Source organism: Kineococcus vitellinus (assembly GCF_009906315.1).
Taxonomy (GTDB): domain Bacteria; phylum Actinomycetota; class Actinomycetes; order Actinomycetales; family Kineococcaceae; genus Kineococcus; species Kineococcus vitellinus.
Map to the genome: position 1 here is coordinate 1 of NZ_JAAALL010000365.1, position 3,867 is coordinate 3,867.

Consider the following 3,867-nt stretch of genomic DNA (forward strand, 5'->3'; position numbering starts at 1 on the left):
CCGCACCCCCACCCCCGCCACGACCGGTGAGGCCGACCGCGACACCCGCGCCGTTCGGAGCGCGGCGACGGGGCGGCGGCGATGACCTCCGTGCCGAGGTCCGAGCGGCGCCGGGTCCGGGGCGCGAGCGCGGGCGAGGAGGCCCGGTGGACGGTGCGGCGCAGCACCTGTCGGCGACGTTCGTGCTCGTTCGGGTCGTCGCCGCTCGAGGCGGTGGAGGTCGTGCTCGCCGGCGACCACGTCGAGGAAGGTGGGAGCTGCTCGAACATGCGCTTGACCGCATATACGGCTCGTCGTACGTTGAGCGCGTGCCTCCCCTCGCCGTGCTCGACGTCATCGCCGAACCCACCCGGCGGCAGATCCTCGACGCCGTCCGGGACGGGGAGCGCTCCGTCGGCGAGCTCGTCGACCTGGTCGCCCTCGGGCAACCCGGCGTCTCGCGCCACCTCAAGGTGCTGCGCGACGCCGGCCTCGTCGAGGTCCGCAAGGAAGCTCAGCGGCGGCTCTACCGGCTGCGTCCGCAACCGCTCCAAGAGCTCGACGCCTGGCTCGAGCCGTACCGGGCCCTGTGGGCAGCCCGGCTCGACTCCCTCGAGGCGCACCTGCAGCGCACCGCACGCCCGGCGCCGCCGAACACGTCGACCCGCGACCGACAGGACGAGGCATGACCGACTCCCGAACCGACTCCCGAACCGACTCCCGAACCGACTCCCGAACCGACTCCCGAACCGACTCCCGGACCGACTCCGCGCAGGGCACGCTCGAGCGCACCGTCGACGGCGGCGCCATCCGCTTCCGGCGGCACCTCGCCTTCCCCGTCGCCGAGGTGTGGAGCGCCATCACCGACCCGGCCCGGCTCGCCGACTGGTGGTTGCCCTTCGACGCCGACATCACGGTCGACCTGCGGGTGGGCGGTGAACTGCTGTTCGCCGGCCGCGGCGACGACGCCTTCACCCTGCGGTGCCGCATCCTGCGCCTGGAACCGCCGACGCTGCTCGAGCACACCCACGGCGGTTCCGGATCGACGATGCGGTGGGAGCTCACCGAGGTCGACGGCGGCTGCGAACTGCGGGTGGAGCACCACGTGCTCGACGTCGACGAGGCCGTCCAGGGGTGCTGGGCCGTCGGGCTGCACACCTCGCTGGAGCGCCTCGAGCCGCTCCTGGCCGGACGCCCGGTGCCGTGGGACTGGTCCGCGTTCGCCGCGTCCCAGGCCGACTACGCCGCCGCCGGCCTGGCGCCGCAGGTGCGGTCGTGACCCAGCTGCTGCGCGGGCACAACCTCATGGTCTCCGCCGACGGCTTCGGGGCGGGTGAGGACCCCAGCTCCACGCGGCCGTTCGGTCACGCCGACCCCGCCGACCTCGCCTCGTGGGCCGGCGCGACGGCCAGCTGGCCGAACCGCACGGAACCGGGCGGGAGCCGGGGGCTCGACGACCACTTCACGCGCGAGTTCCACCGCAACATCGACGCGGAGATCATGGGGCGCGGCAAGTTCGGCCCGCAGCGGGGCCCGTGGGAGGACCTGTCCTGGCAGGGCTGGTGGGGCGACGAACCGCCGTTCCGCACCCCCGTGTTCGTCCTGACCCACCACGTGCGGCCCTCGTTCTCCCTCGGTGGGACGACCTTCCACTTCCTCGAGGCCGGCCCGGCGGAGGCGCTGACCCGCGCGAAGGAGGCCGCCGCCGGCCGGGACGTGCGCCTCGGCGGCGGCCCGAGCACGGTCCGCGCCTTCTTCGAGGCCGGCCTGATCGACACGCTCCACGTCGCCGTCGCACCCGTCCGCCTGGGCCGGGGCCAACGGCTGTGGAACGCTCCGGAGGACTTCGGCGACGGCTACCACCACGAGAGCGTCCCGAGCCCGAGCGGCGTCGTGCACCACCTGTACTGGCGACGCTGAGCGCAGCGGAGCACCGTGGACTCGACGGAGCACCGGATCTCCTCGACGACCTGCCGGCCGGCGACCGTCGCGGCACGCTGCCGCTGCGGCGCCGGGACCGCTGCGGCGCCGGGACCGCTCGGACCGGAGACCCCCACCGGGCGCGCCGCGGTGGGACGCTGCCGCGATGAGCACGGCAGCCACCGTCCCCGGCCCGAGCGCACCGCTCAGCGCTGCCGAGCGCTCACCGGCGCCCGACACCGCTCGGGGGATCGCACTGCTCGGCATCGCGCTGGCCAACAGCGTCGCGCACATCAGCGCCCGCGAGCTGGGTCCCTCCTTCCGCCCCGTCGACGGCACCGGCGCGGACCGGGTGGTCGACGTCGTCGTCGGGCTGCTCGTCGACAACCGCGCCTTCCCGATGTTCACGCTGCTGCTGGCGTACGGGCTGGCCGTCACCGCGCGCCGCCAGGAGCAGCGCGGCGCCCCCTGGCCGCGCACCCGCTCGCTGCTGCTGCGGCGCACGCTGTGGCTGGGCGCCTTCGGCCTGGCCCACCTGATCCTGCTCTTCGAGAGCGACATCCTGCTCGTCTACGGCCTGCTCGGGCTCGTGCTGGTGCTGCTGCTGCGCAGGCGGGAGCGCACCCTCGTCGTGGTGGGCTCACTGGCGCTGCTGCCCTACCTGGCCTTCAACGGCGTCGACGGCATGCCCGGGGCCCTCAGCGGGCCGCCCGTGCCGCTGGTGCTGGACACGCAGACCTTCGCCGGTGCGCTGGCGGCGCGAGCGCTCACCGCGGCCTCCTACGTGCTGGCCGCGCCGCTGGTCGCGCTGGTCTTCCTCACCCCCGCGGTGCTCGGCGTCCTGCTCGCGCGACGCCGCGTCCTGGAGCGCCCCGCCGAGCACCTGCGGCTGCTGCGCCGCCTGGCGCTGGGCGGCTTCGCGCTGAGCCTGCCGGGCGCGGTGCCGCTGGTGCTGGCCTCGGTGCAGGTGCTGCCCGTGGAGGTGGCCGGCGGTTACGCGCTGGGCATCGTGCATGCCGGCACCGGCCTGGCCGGTGGGGTCGCCTTCGCCGCGCTGGTGGCGTGGCGGGTCGGCGTGCGCGAGCAGCGGGCCGCGCGCGCGGACGGGCGCTGGGTGCCGGCCGGCGCGTGGCGGGTGAGCAGGGCCGTGGGACAGCGCTCGCTGACCTGCTACCTGCTGCAGTCGATCGTCATGGTCCCGCTGCTGGCGCCCTGGGGCGCCGGCTGGGGCGTGGGGGCGGGCACCGCCTTCGTCGCGGCCGTCGGGGTGGGCACCTACGCGTCGAGCGCGCTGGTCGCGGTCCTGCTCGAGCGCGCCGGCCGCCCGGGCCCGGCCGAGGCGCTGCTGCGGCGCCTGGTGTACGGACGGGCGACACCGCAGGCGCAGGAGGCGACGGCGGCGCCGAACTCGTCACCCCGTCGATCCAGCAGCTAGCCCCAGCACGGTCGGGTGCCCGCGCCCGGAGCCTTCCCGCTCCGGAGCGGACCTTCGACGAGGAGGCGGTACGCGCCCGGGCGCTCCTCCACCGGGCGTCTGCCCGGTGCCGGACGACGTCAGGCACGGGCTCGAACGCACCGGGCGGTGCGTGGTGCCAGACCTGGCTCGACGTGCCGCGATCAGCTGGTCCGCTGGTGGCGGCGCACGCGCGGACCAGCTCCGCCTCGGAGCCGGTCACCAGCGCCACGGCGTCGGCGGCGATGGCGGCCAGGGCGTGCTCGACCACGCGCGTGGTGGGGTGGCTGGAGCGGGCCGACGGCAGCCCCACGACGGGTCCCCCACCCGTCGCCGCCGATCCGGGAGTTCCCCGACGTCCTGGAACGCCTGCGCGAGCGGCCGCTCCGCCAGGGCCGGCGTGGGCCCGCGGGGGCCCCGGCGCCCGACGAGGCGGGGCGTCCCGGTCGCGACGGACGGCGGACGCGGGAGCCGGCACGCGCCGCCCACACTGGCACCGTGAGCACCCCGCACCC

Annotated in this window: 4 protein-coding genes; all 4 read left to right on the forward strand. The window is 76.0% G+C overall.

Annotation, left to right across the window (positions count from 1 at the left end; translation table 11 throughout):
* Window positions 1-308 precede the first annotated feature (308 nt).
* Complete coding sequence (locus tag GTQ99_RS20860) at window positions 309-668, forward strand: metalloregulator ArsR/SmtB family transcription factor (protein WP_166617617.1); 360 nt, start codon at window positions 309-311, stop codon at window positions 666-668.
* The gene (locus GTQ99_RS20865) at window positions 665-1,258 is read left to right on the forward strand and encodes an SRPBCC family protein (protein WP_166617618.1); all 594 of its coding nucleotides are present in this window, start codon (window positions 665-667) and stop codon (window positions 1,256-1,258) included. Before GTQ99_RS20860 ends, GTQ99_RS20865 begins: the two co-directional genes overlap by 4 nt.
* A complete protein-coding gene (locus tag GTQ99_RS20870) occupies window positions 1,255-1,899 on the forward strand; it encodes a dihydrofolate reductase family protein (RefSeq protein ID WP_166617619.1) in 645 nt (214 codons plus the stop codon). The genes GTQ99_RS20865 and GTQ99_RS20870 overlap by 4 nt, the downstream gene beginning before the upstream one ends.
* A 166-nt stretch (window positions 1,900-2,065) precedes the next feature.
* Entirely contained in the window at window positions 2,066-3,334 is a 1,269-nt protein-coding gene (locus tag GTQ99_RS20875) for a DUF418 domain-containing protein (RefSeq protein ID WP_166617620.1), read from the forward strand.
* Window positions 3,335-3,867 lie beyond the last annotated feature (533 nt).

Bases quoted from the DNA above. Each gene is read 5' to 3' on its own strand.
- GTQ99_RS20865 (WP_166617618.1), top strand. From the start codon at position 665: ATGACCGACTCCCGAACCGACTCCCGAACCGACTCCCGAACCGACTCC.
- GTQ99_RS20875 (WP_166617620.1), top strand. From the start codon at position 2,066: ATGAGCACGGCAGCCACCGTCCCCGGCCCGAGCGCACCGCTCAGCGCT.